At 70.7% G+C, this 13,659-nt stretch carries 10 protein-coding genes; 1 reads left to right on the top strand and 9 read right to left on the bottom strand.

All coding sequences use genetic code 11. The annotated features are described in order from the left end of the window. Positions 1 to 145 precede the first annotated feature (145 nt). Positions 146 to 2,278 carry an ATP-binding protein gene (locus tag FDM97_RS23725; RefSeq protein ID WP_137992514.1) on the bottom strand — a complete coding sequence of 711 codons (2,133 nt, stop codon included), beginning with the start codon at positions 2,276 to 2,278 and terminating at the stop codon, positions 146 to 148. Then, a complete protein-coding gene (locus FDM97_RS23720) occupies positions 2,275 to 4,755 on the bottom strand; it encodes an FxsB family cyclophane-forming radical SAM/SPASM peptide maturase (RefSeq protein ID WP_217510261.1) in 2,481 nt (826 codons plus the stop codon). The genes FDM97_RS23725 and FDM97_RS23720 overlap by 4 nt, the downstream gene beginning before the upstream one ends. 379 nt (positions 4,756 to 5,134) lie before the next feature. On the opposite strand from FDM97_RS23720, the gene FDM97_RS23715 reads away from it, so the two are divergent. After that, entirely contained in the window at positions 5,135 to 5,683 is a 549-nt protein-coding gene (locus FDM97_RS23715) for a GNAT family N-acetyltransferase (RefSeq protein ID WP_254705736.1), read from the top strand. 9 nt (positions 5,684 to 5,692) lie between these two features. Here the strand turns inward: FDM97_RS23715 and FDM97_RS23710 are convergent, their stop codons facing one another. The 7 genes from FDM97_RS23710 to FDM97_RS23680 form a co-directional block, all read right to left on the bottom strand. Continuing rightward, the gene (locus tag FDM97_RS23710; protein WP_137992512.1) at positions 5,693 to 6,013 is read right to left on the bottom strand and encodes a hypothetical protein; all 321 of its coding nucleotides are present in this window, start codon (positions 6,011 to 6,013) and stop codon (positions 5,693 to 5,695) included. Between the two features lie 182 nt (positions 6,014 to 6,195). Continuing rightward, on the bottom strand, positions 6,196 to 8,190 hold the full coding sequence (locus FDM97_RS23705; protein WP_137992511.1) for an acetoacetate--CoA ligase: 1,995 nt from the start codon (positions 8,188 to 8,190) through the stop codon (positions 6,196 to 6,198). Positions 8,191 to 8,303: 113 nt separating this feature from the next. Continuing rightward, positions 8,304 to 8,930: an RBBP9/YdeN family alpha/beta hydrolase gene (locus FDM97_RS23700; RefSeq protein WP_137992510.1), complete on the bottom strand. Its 627-nt coding sequence runs from the start codon at positions 8,928 to 8,930 to the stop codon at positions 8,304 to 8,306. Beyond that, complete coding sequence (locus tag FDM97_RS23695; RefSeq protein ID WP_137992509.1) at positions 8,927 to 10,321, bottom strand: MFS transporter; 1,395 nt, start codon at positions 10,319 to 10,321, stop codon at positions 8,927 to 8,929. Before FDM97_RS23695 ends, FDM97_RS23700 begins: the two co-directional genes overlap by 4 nt. A gap of 65 nt (positions 10,322 to 10,386) precedes the next feature. Next, positions 10,387 to 11,427, bottom strand: coding sequence for a TauD/TfdA dioxygenase family protein (locus tag FDM97_RS23690; RefSeq protein WP_254705735.1), 1,041 nt, complete (start codon positions 11,425 to 11,427; stop codon positions 10,387 to 10,389). A 33-nt stretch (positions 11,428 to 11,460) separates the two neighbouring features. After that, positions 11,461 to 12,435, bottom strand: a complete 975-nt coding sequence (locus FDM97_RS23685; protein WP_137992508.1) for a quinone oxidoreductase family protein — start codon at positions 12,433 to 12,435, stop codon at positions 11,461 to 11,463. A 112-nt stretch (positions 12,436 to 12,547) separates the two neighbouring features. Further along, entirely contained in the window at positions 12,548 to 13,606 is a 1,059-nt protein-coding gene (locus tag FDM97_RS23680) for a beta-keto acid cleavage family enzyme (RefSeq protein WP_137992507.1), read from the bottom strand. Positions 13,607 to 13,659: the final 53 nt, after the last annotated feature.

Raw genomic sequence — 13,659 nt, 5'->3', positions numbered from 1 at the left:
GTACTCGAAAGTGCGGTGCGGGGTGCGAGGCATCGCTCCTCCCGAGTATGTTTACGTAAACATACTCGACGTGGCAAGCCCTCACCGAAGCGTTTCGATGGGCGCGCCGGGCCGGTCACGCGGCTCCGGAGGTACGGCCCCGGTGTCAGGGGCGGTCCGCGGGCGGCGGCGAGTCCCCGGGCGGCGGCGAGTCCCCGGGCTCTTCCCCGCCGCCGTCCCCGAGGCGGCGCCGGACCTCCTCCGCCATCGGGTTCCCCAGGGACTCGAGGATCGCGAGCGCCTCGGTCAGTGCCTCCCGGGCGACGGCCTCCCGGCCGACGGTGTCGAGTTGCTCGCCCAGCCGGACCAGCGAGCGCGCCAGGCCCAGCAGGTCCCCGACCCGTCGTCGTACCTCGACGGCCCGCTCGTACCGGTCGATCGCCTCGCTGGTCCGGCCGAGGGTTCGGCACACGTCCCCCAGGCCGTGCAGTGACGTGGCTTCCGTCGGCAGATCCGCCGTGGCGCGCGCACCGGCCAGGGCCTGCTCGTAGTCCTCGAACGCCTCAGCCGGTCGGCCGAGGGTCAGGTTCAGCGCTCCGATCTCGGTCAGCGTGATCGACTCGCCTCGCCGGTCACCGTTGCTCCGGTGGATCGGCAAGGCCTCCCGCTGGCGTTCCAGCGCTTCCTCGTGCCGTCCCATGAGGCGGAGCGTCCAGGCGACGTTGTAGATGCTCGTCGCCTGCCACTGGGAGTCGCCGATCTCCTGACTGATCCTCAGCGCCTCGGTGAAGTGGCGCATGGCGTCCTCGTGGCAGCCCATGTCCGATTCCGCCCCGGCAAGACAGATCAGGCTCCAGGTCTCGGCCCACTGGTCGCCCAGGCGGCGCGCGGCCACGACCGCGGCGTTCGACAGGTCGCGCCGGTGCGTGTTGTGCCCGCGCAGACGCAGGAAGTACACCAGCGCCACCGGGATCTTCCACGCCACGTCGTCCAGACCGAGCTCCACGGCCTGGCCCACGGCGGGGACGAGGCTGGGCAGTTCGGTGTCGCACCACTCGAGTGCGGCCGCGGGCCCCTGGAACGCCACGTGCTCCCGGTCCGCGTGGTGTTCGAGCGGCACGTGCCGCCGCTCGGGGACGAGCACCCGGTCGGCGGCGTCCGCCATCCGGAGATACTGGGACAGCTCGCGGTGCAGAGCCTCGGCCCGCGCCTCGGGGGTCTCCTCCTCCTCGACCCGCTCCCGGGCGTAGTCCCGCAGCAGGTCGTGGTACCCGTACCGTCTCGTTCCCGTCACCTCCAGCATGTTCACCGCTGCCAGCTCGCGCAGCACACGCAGGGCAGCGTTCTCGGGCAGAGCCGTCAGCGCGGCGGCCGTCGACACGGAGAAATCCGGCCCGGCGTGCAGCGCGAGCAGCCGGAACGCTCTGGCGGTGGCGGGCGACAGGTGCTGGTACGACCACGAGAACACGGTGCGAACCTCGTTTCCCTCGTCCAGTGTGGACAGTGCCTCCAGCCGGCGGCCGTCACCGGCCAGCTCCTCGAGAAGTTCGCTCAGACTCGTTCCGGAGCCCGCCTGCTGGGCGGCGATCCGGACGGTGAGCGGGAGACGGCCGCAGCGACGCACCAGCCGGGTCGCGCCCTCCACGTCGTGGTGACCCGACAGAAGGCGGAACAGCTCCACCGCCTCAGGCGTGTCGAGCGGCCTGATCGGCACGGGCGTGGCGCCGTCCATGGCCGTCAGGCCGCCGAGCCGGCTTCTGCTCGTGACGATCGTGAAGCAGCCGGGTGCGGACGGGAGCAGCGGCCGTACCTGGTCGGGACTGCTCGCGTTGTCCGCCACCAGCAGCACGCGTTTCCCGTCGAGCAGGGAGCGGAAGAGCGCGGACATGGCGTTCAGATCGCCGGGTATCCGGTCGGCCGGCGTACCCAGGGCGGACAGGAACCCGTGAAGGACCTCTTCGGGCGGGAGGGGAGCGAGCCGGTCGTAGCCCCTCAGGTTGACGTAGAGCTGGCCGTCCGGGTAGCGGTCCCTGGCGTTGTGTCCCCAGAGGACGGCAAGGGCGCTCTTGCCCACCCCCGCCGGCCCGGAGATCACGGCGACCGCGTTCGTCGTCGCGGCGAGCTCGCCCAGCGCGGCCTGGGCGTCCGCCCGGTCCGTGAAGAAGGTCGCGGCCCGGGGCAGTTGCCTCGGCACCGGCAGAATGTCTCCACGCCCGTTCACGCCGCCGTAGATGATCCCTGCCTGGACCACATTGGCGGCGCGGCCACCGAAGGCGTTGTTCCCGGTGTCTGCGTTCATGCGGGCGTTCCGGCCCTTCGTGACGCGGACGCGCGGCGAGGTACGGCCGTCGTGGGCGTCGAGGTCGGCGTCGAGGTCGGCGTCGAGGTCGAGGTCGGCGTCGGCGTCGGCGTCGGTGTCGGGTCAGCGGCGAGGCGGTCGATCGTGGTGCGCAGGCCGGCCGTGAACCGCGCTCCGGCCGGGGCCCATGCGGCCCCGGTGGCGAGCGCGTCCACGGTGACGTCGGCCCACGCCAGATGGCGGCGGAACGCCGAGACGGCCCGACGGACCTGGGCGGGGGCGCCCGGAGCCCCGCGGCGCGGGAGCCTCGTGGAACGCGCACGCCACAGCTCCGCCAGGGCCACCTGTCCGTAGAGGCCGTGGAGCGCCTGGCTGACCGGTACGGGGGCGGTTCGCCAGGGCACCGAGAGGGAGACGGACTGCGCGGTGTCGAAGAACGCGTACGCGTCCATCAACGCGTCGAGCGTGCCGCGCCGGAATTCCAGGACCAGAGCGGCGGCGGCATCGGCGGCTCTCGTGGGCAGCGCCAAGGCCGCGACACCGAAGGCCTGCCCCTGGACGATGGATTCCCCCTCCGACGGCGTCACCGCCAGGGGGACCACGGCCCGTAACCCGGCGCGCAGCGGGGCCGCGTACTGCGGGACCAGCAGGGACAGTTCGCGTCCCGCACGGCTGAGGGCGACCTGCCAGGCGGTCCACTGCCGCGGGGACAGACGGTCGAGGGCGACCTGGTCGTGGCGGGCGACGCGGTACGGGTCGAGGTCCTCGACGGTCACGGGCAGCCAGGACGTGGTCAGCCGTCTGACGCCGATCCAGCCGCGGGGCGGCCGGCCGGTCCGTCGCTCGACAGTCAACTCCGCGGTGGGCCCTGCGTGTTCGACCCGCACCGCGCCCAGGCCCGGCAGATGGACCAGTCCGGCCCTCACGGGCAGGGACAGGCGCGTCGTGACACCGGCTCGCATGGCGACGGCTGCCGCGATGCCGGCGATGTGCGCTCGGTCGCGCTCCCCGTCCCCGTCCCCGGCGCCGTCGGGGCGGAGGCAGCGCGTCACCCATGTCCGGACGAACGGGTGACGGAGGACCTCCGCCGTCTCGACGGGATGGCTGCGATCCAGTTCGAGCAGGAGCTCCCCGCCGTGCGCGGCCGCCGCCGCCAGGTCCGACGAGCCGTCGCCCGGATCCAGCCCGACCAACCCCGCGATGAGGGCCCGGGTCAGCGAGAGCCGCATGTCCTCAAGGGCCTTCGTTCCTTCGACCGTTCCCGCACCGGCGGCGAACGCGTCGAAGGCTCCGTCCGGCAACTGATGTCCGTCCGGCAACTGATGGACGACGGGCCCTGGGGGATCGCCTCCGCGCGGAGCCGCGATCGCCCGCATCCGCGCGGCCGGGATCTCCGACGCCAGAACCTTGAGATCGGCGCAGTACACCGACGGATTGTCGAAGCCGTTGCCCGGCCGGTAGCGGTGGGCATAGAGACCGCCCCCGCAGATACCGACCACCGGGCAGGCGAGACACGTGGCACAGAGGTCCGCGTAGCCCTGGTTCCGCGCGGCGACGCCGGGATGGGTCAGGAGTCGGTCCACGCTGTGCGTGAAGACGGACATGCCCGTCGCGGGTGCGCCGTCGTACGCCGTCTTCAAGGAGTCCGCCTGCTCCCACGATCCGTCGGTGTCCACCACGGCGAGGGCGACGGGCCGGAGCCCCACGGCCTCGCTGCCGCTCGCTCCACCCCAGGAGGCCGACGCGAGCGCCTCGAACATCCGGATCGGTACGGGCCGGCCGTCGGCGATCCAGCGTGCGTGGATACGGCTCAGCCAGGCGGCATAAGGTGCCCGCGCCTCTCCGTGCCGGGGCGGCGGATTCGCCCATGTGGCGTGGGGCAGCAGAAAGTCGAGGCGAGGCGGCGCCTCTTCCAGTAACGCCTCGTACACCGCGATCGGGTCGTTCGCGACGTCCACGGTGCAGAGGATCCCGCCGTAGAGGTGACGGAACTCCGGGCGCCTCAGCAGGGCGAGTCCGCGCAGCGCCGCGGCATGGCTGCTGCGGCCGTTCGCGTATCGACGGTGCCGGTCGTTGGAGGCCTTGTCGCCGTCGAGGGAGACACCCACCTGCACACCCGACGCGTCGAAGAGCCCGCAGAACCGCTCGCTCAGGGTCACGCCGTTGGTCTGGACGTGGAGACTGAGCCGGACCACGTCGTCCAGAACCGCCCGGAGCGTTCGGATCAGCTCGCGCATGCGCGAGATTCCGAGAAGGAGCGGTTCGCCTCCGTGGAGAGTGATGCGCACCATGGGTATCCCATGCTTTTCCGCGTGCTCCGCGATGCGCTTCGCCACCTGTTCCGCGACGGCCGGACTCATGGTCCGCGGCTTTGCCCGCCAGCTCTGGTCCGCGTGTTCGTAGACGTAACAGTGATCACAGGCGAGGTCGCAGGAGCCGTGGACCTTCAGGACGAACTGGTCGATGAAGGGAAGCACTCGCCCCCGCCGATTTCGGAGTTGAAGGCCGCCATCCGGGCGGGAAGGCCCGTTGCGAGGGCGCCGGCGAGGGCGCGGGCGCGAAGTTCCGTGACCAGGCCCGTGGAATCCGTGGCAAGGCTTGCCAGTGAGACGTTCCTGAGATCAGGAAGGGGACGCCCGAGAGGTTCGATATCGCTCATGGTCACCTTTTCCACCGTGGGAGGGAGATGATGGCCGATCGAGAGTGCTGAGTTCCCGGACAGGAGGATCGCGCGCGATGCGCGATGTGAGAGGACGTCACCGAATCGCCCCCGGTCATCTCAGACTAGCAGCGCAAGCCCCTTCCGTCCCGGCGTCCGCGGTTCCTCGTCCGGAGGTATGCCCTACACTCCGGCACGTGGGTATCGAACTTGATCGCACGTCACAAGTCGTACTCCGTCCGGTCGTTGCCGCCGACGAGCCGAGGTTCCTCGAACTGGTCCGCATCAGTGCGGAGTTCCACCATCCTTGGGTCACGATGCCCCGTACGCCCAGCGGGTTCTCGGCCTACCTCGCGCGATCCGATCAGGCTACCGCCGCCTGCATGGTGCTGAGCCTCAAGGACCGGGGCGACCTCGTGGGAATGATCAACATAAACGGAATCGTGCGCGGCCCTTATCAGCGGGGCGTGCTGGGCTATGCCGCGTTCCTTCCCTACGCCGGCCAGGGATACATGTCGGCGGGAGTGGCACTGGCCGTGCACCATGCCTTCGAAGGGCTGGGCCTGAACCGACTGGAAGCCGACATTCAGCCGGGCAACACGGCATCCCTGAAACTCGTCCAACGGCTCGGCTTCCGGAGGGAGGGTCTTTCCCCCGGATTCATCAAGATCGCTGGAGAGTGGTGCGACCACGAGCGCTGGGCGATCACCGCGGACATGGACCTCCCTGTCGTGCACGGGGAGTGACGAACGGCGTCACTCCATTGTCAGGCCGCCGTGGATGTCACGAACCTGCACCACGTTCTTGGCGTGACCGTGAAAGGAGTTGGCGACGCCGTCAGCCGCCGCCTGATTCCAGAGCGACTGGCACTCCTGCCGGAAGGACGGATCGCGCGTGAACTCCTCGTCCAGGGCGGTCGCGAGCCGTGTCTCCGACTCGTCCACGTCCGTGCGGCCCGCGAAACGCTCCCTGATCCGCCGAAACAGCGCGGGAAGGCCGGCCCCAGCGGATTCACCCGCCCCGGTGGCAACACCGGCCGCGAGGGCCCCGGCAATGGCAAGGGACAGGGGATCCATACGCGTCCTCCACTCGGCGGGCGTGCCGTGTGTCCATCATGGGGGCCCGGGGGAGCGCACACCATAGGGCCTCACCTGGGGCCTCGCCTAGGGCATCACGTAGGGCCTCACCCAGGGCCGCGGTCGGCCTGGACAGCGACTCCGGTACGCGAGCCGCGGACCGAGCCGCCGGCGGCGAGAGCTCACGTCCCCGCGTCCTCGGCCCTGCGTGCCGCGAAGGCGGCGAACCAGCGCAGCATCTCGAAGTGGGTGACGGCACCCTCGCTGCTGACGTCGGCGACGCGTGCCCCCTGCAGGAGGCGCTTGACGGGCACCTCGAGCTTCTTGCCGGTCAGCGTGCGCGGTACGGCGGGAACCGGCAGGATCACATCGGGCACGTGGCGCGGGGACAGCCGGCGCTTGATGGCCGTGGTGATCCGTTCCCGCAGCCCGTCGTCGAGTGCCGTTCCCCCGGTGGTGACGACGAACAGCGGCATGAAGTACCCGCCGTCCTCCTGCTCGACGCCGACGACGAGGCTGTCGGCGATCTCCGGGAACTGCTCCACGACGGCGTAGATGTCGGCGGAGCCCATGCGTACGCCCATGCGATTGAGCGTGGAGTCCGAGCGGCCGGACACGACGACCGACAGGTCCGGATCGACGGTGACCCAGTCACCGTGCCGCCACACCCCGGGGTAGGTGTCGAAGTAACTGGCGCGGTAGCGCCGGCCATCGACGTCGTCGACGAAGTACAGGGGCATGGACGGCAGCGGGGCGGTCACCACCAGCTCGCCCCGCGCGCCGGTCGACGGCTGCCCCGAGTCGTCCCATGCCGCCAGCGCGACGCCCAGTGCGGGGCACTGGATCCGGCCCGTCCGGACCGGAAGCAGTGCGGAGCCGCCGGCGAGTACGGAGCAGATGTCGGTGCCGCCGCAGATGGACTGCACCCAGACACCGGGCGCGAGCCGGTCGTGGACCCAGCGCCAGGTGCTCGGCGCCATGGCGGATCCGGTCTGAAGGACGGAACGCAGCGGACGGAGGTCGAACTCGGCGGCGGGATGGGTGCCCGACTTCTCCACGGCCGCGAGGTAGGCCGCCCCGACCCCGACCATGGTCGCCCGCGTCCGTTCGGCGATCCGCCAGGCGCCGCCCACATCGGGGAACGTGGGACTGCCGTCGTAGAGGACGATCGTGCTCCCGTGCAGCAGGCCACCGACGAGGAAGTTCCACACCATCCAGCTCGTGGAGGTGATGAACAGGTACCGGTCCTCGGGGCGCAGGTCGGCGCCCAGGCCGAGCGCCTTGAGGAGTTCCACGACGATGCCGCCGTGGCCTTGCACGATCCCCTTGGGAACCCCTGTGGTCCCGGACGACCACAGGATCCACAGCGGATGGTCGAAGGGCACGTCGGCGGAGACGAGCGCCTCACCGGCCGCCGGCAGCGTCGACCAGACGTGCTGCTCGACATCCGGCCGGGTGGACCGGGCATCGGTCGGCGCCGGGAACAGATGATCCACGGTGAGAAGGTGACGGACGGTGGGAAGTCCGTCCAGGAGTTCGGCGACCGTGGGGCGCCGGTCGTACTCCTTGCCCCCGTAGCGGTACCCGTCCGCCGCCACGAGGACCGTGGGACGGGCCTGTCCCAGCCTGGCGAGGACGCTGGGAGTGCCGAAGTCCGGCGAACAGGCCGTCCACACGCCGCCGACGGCGGCGGTGGCCAGCAGAGCCACCACCGCCTGCGGGATGTTGGTCAGATACCCGGCGACACAGTCACCGGGCCCCACCCCCATCCGCCGCAGGGCCGCGGCGACGTCCGCGACCTCGCGGCGCAGCTGCTCCCACGAGATCTCGACGGGTGTGCCGCCCTCGGCCACGGCGACCAGCGCGGGACGTACGTCGGTGGCCTGGGCGAAGCACCGCTCGGCGAAGTTCAGCCGGGCGCCGGGGAACCAGGAGGCTCCCGGCATCGATGCGTCGCCCAGTACCTCGTCGTAGGCGGTGACGGCGTCGAGCCCGTAGAACTCCCATACCGCCGACCAGAATCCGGGCAGGTCGGTGGAGCTCCACCGCCACAGCTCGGCGTAGTCGGTGAAGCACAGCCCCCGGACCTCTCCCAGCCATTCCATGAAGACCGCGACGTTGGAGTCCTCGAGCTCGCGGCGACCGGGTGACCACAACAGGTCGGTGTCAGTGTTCATCGTCGCCTTTCCGGGGCAGCGCGCGGTGGACGGGAGTGCTACGGGACTACGGACTACGGGCTACGGGCTACGGGCTACGGGCTACGGGACTTCGGAACCTCGGAACCTCGGGACTACGAAGCGGGCCGTGGCGCCGTCGTATGGCACCAGCCCAGTTCGAGCGCCTCGACGAGTGCCTCGGACTGGGGCCACGGACCGTGCCCGGAGGCGGGGTTGAGGTGTCCGACGGGGCCGATCTCCACGAGACGGCTTCCCCAGTCCCGGGCGAGCTCGGCGACGCGCCCCAGGGATCCCAGCGGATCGTCCGAACTGGCCGCGACGATGCTGGGGAAGGGCAGCGGCTTCCGTGGCACCGGTGTCCATCCGTGCGTTGCCAGCTCGTCGGGAGCGGGGTAGCCGTCCGGCAGCGGCGTCTCGAAGTCCGGGGGTACGGCCAGCAGGGCGCCCCGGACGTCCGTGCCCCGGACGTCCGCGTCGTGGCACTGGGCCCAGTGCACCGTGGTCAAGACGCCCGCGCTGTGGGCGACGATGACGACCGGCCCGGTGATCCGCGCCATCACGTCGACCACGTTGGCGACCTGGGCGTCGCGGCTGAGCCGGTCGCGCACGAGCGGTGGAACGACGCGGACGGTGCGGCCCGCATGGCCGAGCCGCTCGGCCAGAATGGTCTGCCAGTGGTCCTCGACGTGTTCCCGCATGCCGGGAACGATCACGATCGTCGACTCCGCGTCGCCTGTCATGAAGCCGGCTCCGGTTCCTTGGGCTCCACCGTGTCGCCGGGAGCGCCCGGTGCGCCAGGTGTGATGGGTGCGGTGAGGCGGCGGAGATCGTGCTCGTACCGGCTGCGGCCGATCAGGAAGGCCGCGGTGGCCGCGATGGCCACGAGCGGGACGAGCTGGAGCGCGCCGAGCAGACCGAACCGGTCCGCGAGCATCCCCGTGACCGCCGGGCCGGGGGCCAGTCCGAGCAGGCTCTGGGCCAGCGTGAGCGTGGCGAACGCCGTCGCGGCGATGGCCGCGGGCGTCAGGTTCGCCACCATGGCGGCCCCCGGCCCGGCCGTTCCGGCGCACAGCAGGGTTCCGAGCCCCAGCACCAGCAGTTGCGCCGGGCCGGCCGGAAGACGGAACGCGGTCATCAGCAGCACGAGGGAGCCCACGCTGCAGCCGATGGCGACGGCCCACTTGCGGATCGGGGCGCGCCGGCTGATCCGGTCCGAGACGATGCCGCCGACGATCATGCCGACACCGATCACCAGAGCGAAGAGGCCCGCGGTCGCGCCGGCCTTCGCGGTCGGCATGTCGTAGGAGCGGTTGAAGTAGCTGGGCAGCCAGGCGATGAGCGCGCCCGCGATGAACAGCTGCAGACCGCTGCCGACGTAGGCACTGATCACCGAGACGGAGGAGAACAGCTTCGGCAGAAGTGCTCGGAGCTCGCCGCGCGTCCCGGCGTCCGCCGTGCCCGGCGCGGGGGCGGGGCCCGATCCGGGAGACAGGCGCTTCTCGGTGACCACGATCGCGTAGATGCCGGCGAGCACGAGGCCGAAGACGCCCATCACGCCGAACGCCCAGCGCCAGCCGTACGCCTGGGCCACGGCACCGCCGATGGATATGCCCAGGACCGAGCCGAAGGCCCCGCCGGCGATGAAGGCCCCGGAGAGGGTCGCCCGCAGGGCCCGCGGGAAGACGCTCAGGACCACGGCGATGCCGACACTGCCGTACGCGGCCTCACCGACACCGACCAGGAGCCGGCCGATGAACATCTGGCCGTAGGTCGCCGCCACCGCGCAGCCAAGGGTCGCCAGGCTCCACATCGTCGCCGCGAGGACCAGGGACTTCACCCTCCCCCATCGGTCGGCCAGCAGCGAGAGGGGGAACGTGAGCAGACCGACCATCAGTGCCACGATGCCGCTGAGGGAGCCCAGCCGGGCGTCGGAGAGCAGCCATTCGGCCTTCAGCATCGGGAAGACGGCGTTGAGCACCTGCCGGGACATGTAGTCCGAGAGCAGGAGTCCGAAACTCAGTGCAAAGACCACCCAGGCGTAGCGCCGGGAGACGGGCCACTCGGAGGAGCCGGAACCGGAACCGGAGCCGGTTCTCCCCGGAGCGGATTCCGCAGTGGTGAGAAACCCCATTGTCATCACCTCAACTGCTCTTGCTGGAAAGGGAACTTCGGATGGAGGGAGATGGAGGGAGAAGGTCAGAAGGGCCGGTCGCCGACGATCCCGGCGCGCTCCATCCTGCGGACGCCGGGCCAGTAGTCCTGGACGGCGTAGTGCTGGGTGGAGCGGTTGTCCCAGATGGCGACGCTGTTCTTCCGCCAGCGCCAGCGGACCTGGTACTCGGGGACCGCGGCCTGGCTGATCAGGTAGTTCAGCAGGTGGCTCGCGCCCGGTGCGTAGTCCTGGCCGAAGCGCACGTTCGCGGGCGTGTGGTAGTTGACGAAGTGCGTGGTGAAGGCGTTGACGAAGAGGATCTGCTCGCCGGTCTCCGGGTGGGTGCGCACCACCGGGTGCTCCGCGTCAGGGAACCGCGCCTTGAGCGCGTGACGCTGATCCTCGGGCATGACCGCGCCGAAGGTCGCCTCGATGCTGTGCCGGGCGCGCAGGTCCTGGATCTGCGCCCTGATGTGCTCCGGGAGGCGGCGGTAGGCCTCGGTCATGTTGACCCAGATCGTGTCGCCGCCCACGGGGGGAGACTCGACGCAGCGGAGTACGGCTCCCATGGACGGGTTCTCGCGCCAGGTGCCGTCGGTGTGGAGCGCGTTCTCGTAGTGCTCGGGCGCGCTGTCCAGGTCCTTGTAGATACGGACGAGGCCAGGGTGGTCCGGGTCGCTGCCGGCCACCGGGTGGTCCTCCAGCGCGCCGAAGCGTTCGGCGAAGGCGATGTGGTCGGCGCGGGTGATGTCCTGGTCGCGCAGGAAAAGGACCTTGTACTGCAGGAGCAGGCTCTTGATCTCGGCGAAGAGGTCGTCGTCACGAGCGGCGTCGGCGAGGCTCACGCCGGAGACCTCGGCTCCGATGGTGCAGGTCAGCGGCTCGACGTCGAGGGAGCTGCGGAGCGCGCCGGGGCGCGGTGGGGCGGGTGGGGCCGGGGGGAGTTCCTTCGGGCGGAGGGTGTCGGGCATGGTGCACTCCTGGGGTGAGGTGTGGCGGGGTGTGCTCGGAGGGCCGTCCTCGGAGGCCATGGAGGCCACGGAGGCCGCGGAGGCCATGGAGGCCACGGAGGCCGCGGAGGCCATGGAGGCCATGGAGGTCTCGGAAGCCTCGGAGACTCAGAGGACGAAGACGGACGATCCCGTGGTCCGTCCGGCTTCCAGATCGCGATGTGCCTGCGCCGCGTCCTCGAGGGAGTAGCGCTGGTTGATCTCGATCTTGATGCGTCCGGAAGCGACGTGGCCGAACAGCTCGCCGGCCAGGGCGTCCCGCTCCGCGGGGTCGGCGATGTAGTCGGCCAGCGCCGGTCGGGTCACGAACAGCGAGCCGTTCATGGCCAGTTGCATGGCGTCGATCGGTGGCACGGGACCGGAGGCCGTTCCGAAGCAGACCAGCAGGCCGCGGCGCGCCAGCGAGGCCAGTGAGCCGGCGAAGGTGTCCTTGCCGACGCTGTCCAGGACGACCGGCACCCCGGCGCCGTCGGTCAGCTCGCGCACCCGCTCGGCCACGTCCTCGCGCCGGTAGTGGATGATGTGCTCGCAGCCGTGTGCGCGTGCGAGCTCCGCCTTCTCCTCGCTGGACACCGTTCCGATCACGGTGATGCCGAGGAGTCTGGCCCACTGACTGACGATCAGGCCGACGCCACCCGCCGCCGCGTGGAGCAGCACGGTGTCGCCGGCCTTCAGCGGATGGATCCGGCGGAGCAGGTACGCCGAGGTGAGACCGCGCATGGTCATCGCGGCGGCGGTCTCGCAGCCGATCTCGTCCGGCAGCTTGATCAGGTGCGAGGCGGGCATGACCCGCTCCGTGCTGTACGCCCCCAGCGGGCTGCCGGTGTAGGTGACGCGATCGCCTTCGGCGACGTGCGTGACGCCCTCGCCGACGGCCTCGACCACACCGGAGGCCTCGACGCCGATTCCGTCGGGCAGCCGGACCGGGTAGAGACCGGTACGGAAGTACGTGTCGGCGAAGTTGAGTCCGACGGCGACGTGCCGGATGCGCACCTCGCCCGGACCCGGGTCGCCGACGGTGACCTTCTCCCAGGTCAGGACGTCGGGGCCACCGGTTTCGTAGAAGCGGACGGCGTGTGCCACAGGGGTGCTCCGATTGCTCGTGTACGGGGGCGTGCGTGTGGGGCTTTTTCGTGGGGCTCGGCTACGGGTACGGGCGCGGGCGCGGGTACGCGTACCGGCGTGGGCGGCCGGATCAGCTCGCGGCGTCGCGCAGCATGAAGCCGCGCTGCCCCGGCCGGCGGTTCGGGACCATGCCGAGACGGGCGAGGGTCTCGTCGGCGTCGGCGTAGTACTCGCCGATCTTGTAGATCTCCTTGGCCTCCGCGCCGGTCGCGATGTCGCGGCCGAGGGCGTTCGCGATCTGGACCATCTGCTCGACCTGCTCGACGGAGGACATCCGCTCGCCCTTGCGGCGCCACAGGTTGTCCTCGTTGCCCACCCGGACGTGCACGCCGAGGGCGATGGCGATCGCGTTCATCGGCGCCACGGCACGCATGGAGCTCTCGATGGTGAGGACGGCGCCGTCCGGAACGCGGCGCACGAACTCGATGAGGTCGGCGGGGTGCCGCCCGGCGAAACCGCCGCCGATCGCCACGTAGTTGAGGATCAGCGGGCCGGTGTAGATGCCGGCGCGGATGAGCCGCTCGACGGTCTCGAGCTGGGCGAGGGTGGCGAGCTGGAAGTGCGGCTGGATGCCGTTCCCGCGCAGGCGCTTGAGGTGCTCGAGGTAGAACTCGGGGCCGGCCTCGACGACCATGTCGCGGTAGGCCCGGTAGTAGTCCGGCTTCGCGATCGAGGTGCCCTCCAGATCGTCGTCGGTCATGATCTCGACGATGTTCATCTGGCTCGTGTTGATCGCGATGGTCACCTGGTCCGGCGCCGGGGTGAGGTCGGCCAGCAGGTGGCGGGTGTCGTAGGCGAGCCACTTGGCGTCGCCGCCCTCCCCTTCGGGGGCGAAGGAGATCGAGCCGCCGATCTGCAGGACCATGTCCGGCACGGCCTCGCGCAGCCGGGCAAGGAGCTCGTTGAACATGGACATCCGCTTGGAGCCCTTGCCGTCGAGCTCACGCACGTGGATGTGGAGCACCGTGGCGCCGGCGTTGTAGCAGTCGACGGCCGCCTGCACGTGCTCGTCCATGGTCAGGGGCAGGTCGTCGGCGTCGCCGGGCAGCCACTCCGGCCCGTACGGGGCGGCCTGGATGACCAGCTTCTCCTGGTTCTCGGGGAAGAGCGAGTCGTCGTGGAAGTGCACGGTCTTTCTCCTTCGCGTAGGGATGATCACCTGCCGCGGCCGTCGGCACCTGC

The organism is Streptomyces vilmorinianum (assembly GCF_005517195.1).
GTDB classification, from domain to species: Bacteria; Actinomycetota; Actinomycetes; order Streptomycetales; family Streptomycetaceae; genus Streptomyces; species Streptomyces vilmorinianum.
This window is presented reverse-complemented; position numbering and strand designations above follow the sequence as displayed.

Excerpts from the sequence above, each read along its gene's own strand:
- FDM97_RS23725 (WP_137992514.1), bottom strand. The coding sequence starts at position 2,278 with ATGAACGCAGACACCGGGAACAACGCCTTCGGTGGCCGCGCCGCCAAT.
- FDM97_RS23700 (WP_137992510.1), bottom strand. The coding sequence starts at position 8,930 with ATGACAGGCGACGCGGAGTCGACGATCGTGATCGTTCCCGGCATGCGG.
- FDM97_RS23690 (WP_254705735.1), bottom strand. The coding sequence starts at position 11,427 with ATGGCCTCCGCGGCCTCCGTGGCCTCCATGGCCTCCGCGGCCTCCGTG.
- FDM97_RS23695 (WP_137992509.1), bottom strand. The coding sequence starts at position 10,321 with ATGGGGTTTCTCACCACTGCGGAATCCGCTCCGGGGAGAACCGGCTCC.
- FDM97_RS23705 (WP_137992511.1), bottom strand. The coding sequence starts at position 8,190 with ATGAACACTGACACCGACCTGTTGTGGTCACCCGGTCGCCGCGAGCTC.
- FDM97_RS23710 (WP_137992512.1), bottom strand. The coding sequence starts at position 6,013 with ATGGATCCCCTGTCCCTTGCCATTGCCGGGGCCCTCGCGGCCGGTGTT.